The sequence below is a fragment of the Bacillus sp. LR--39 genome, from assembly GCF_053613335.1.
Genome location: NZ_JBSIOT010000108.1, coordinates 1 through 1603, shown reverse-complemented (window position 1 = coordinate 1603; position 1603 = coordinate 1). Strand labels below are relative to the sequence as shown.

At 44.7% G+C, this 1603-nt stretch carries 3 protein-coding genes; all 3 read left to right on the top strand.

Features of this window, described 5'->3' with window-relative positions; translation table 11 throughout:
* The first annotated feature begins 273 nt into the window (after window positions 1–273).
* Entirely contained in the window at window positions 274–762 is a 489-nt protein-coding gene (locus tag ACWHAR_RS20815; protein ID WP_041332673.1) for a hypothetical protein, read from the top strand.
* Window positions 763–857: 95 nt separating this feature from the next.
* A complete protein-coding gene (locus tag ACWHAR_RS20810) occupies window positions 858–1220 on the top strand; it encodes a VOC family protein (protein ID WP_041332676.1) in 363 nt (120 codons plus the stop codon).
* Window positions 1221–1323: 103 nt separating this feature from the next.
* Window positions 1324–1603: heme-degrading oxygenase HmoA (hmoA, locus tag ACWHAR_RS20805; RefSeq protein WP_452087695.1), on the top strand; the 280-nt coding region annotated here is incomplete at its 3' end.

The window sequence follows — 1603 nt, the reverse complement described above, 5'->3', positions numbered from 1 at the left end:
GCAAACTGAACCATTTCTCAGTAATATCCGGAGTGTTGTGTATGATATATTGATATAATAATTGATCGATATTCACGGTCTGTCTCCTTTTTCGTAATAGAAGCACTTTCATTATAAAATGATAAATCGGAATTGTGAATAAGACTAGAGAAAAATCAAATGATTATGCTCTCTGAGAGCATTCCAGCTTTATATCCTTAGGCGAATGCACCAATAAGAGTCCGCCCGCATAAACTGCAATGTACAGTTTACAATGAGAAAGGACGTTATCACATGTATTATGTTGATCCTTATATGTTTGCGGGGCATTTTTATGAGCCTTGGCCTGCTTTTGAATATGAATACCGATATCCATGGCCTGGCATTGGCAGCGGCGCTGTTCCGGGCTCTGGCGGCGGCTCCGGCCCTGGTATTGGCGGTGGCGCTGTTCCAGGCTTTGGCGGCGGTCCTGGTATTGGCAGCGGTGCCAGCCCAGGCTTCGGCGGTGCGCCGCAGGGACCCCCTCCTTCCCAAATACCAGCGAAACCCCCAAAACCGCAGGGTTCTCAAGGAGCCGTTTTGTTAGTTGAACCAATCACCATTCGTCCTTGCCTTTTCCGATTTACCTATGTTTGGTTAACCAATGGCCGCTCATTTTGGTTTTACCCGATCATCCTTGGCAGAAGGTCCGTCGGCGGCTTTTATTGGGATTCCTCACGGCGCCGCTGGGTTTATTTCGCCTTAGACACAAATCAGATCGATGTTGTGAGCTGCTCATTTTAATCAAAAATCAGCCGGTTTCCCGGCTGATTTTTTTATGTTACTTCGTCCGTAAACAGGTTATAGTATTATTATCTTTTCAACTTGGAGGTTTCCCTATGATCAAACAAATTGGCACTGTTGCTATATATGTCGAGGACCAGCAGAAAGCGAAGCAATTTTGGACAGAGAAGGTAGGCTTTGATATTGCAGCGGACCACCCAATGGGACCTGAAGCAAGCTGGCTGGAGGTTGCGCCAAAAGGGGCCGAGACTCGTTTAGTCATTTACCCGAAAGCCATGATGAAAGGCTCAGAGCAAATGAAGGCTTCTATTGTGTTTGAATGCGAAGACATCTTTGGTACATACGAGAAAATGAAGACAAACGGTGTAGAATTTCTCGGTGAGCCCAATCAAATGGAGTGGGGCACCTTCGTTCAATTTAAGGACGAAGACGGAAATGTGTTTTTATTAAAAGAATAAACTGTTGCGCACGGCGGTTCGATTCCGCCCTGCGCTTTCTTTGACATTGAGAATGAATTTCATTTACAATTATTCATATGTGAGAATGATTGGAGTGAGACAAATGTTTGTACAGTTGAGAAAAATGACGGTTAAAGAAGGCTTTGCAGATAAAGTCATAGAACGTTTCAGCGCTGAAGGAATCATTGAAAAACAAGAAGGTTTAATTGATGTGACAGTGCTTGAAAAAAATGTGCGCCGCGGTGATGAAGAAGTTGTTGTCATGATTCGCTGGGAATCAGAGGATCACTGGAAGCAATGGGAAAAAAGCGATGCGCATATCGCCGGCCACAAAGCAAACAAAGGCAAACCAAAGCCTGACTATCTGATCAGCACTGAAGTGA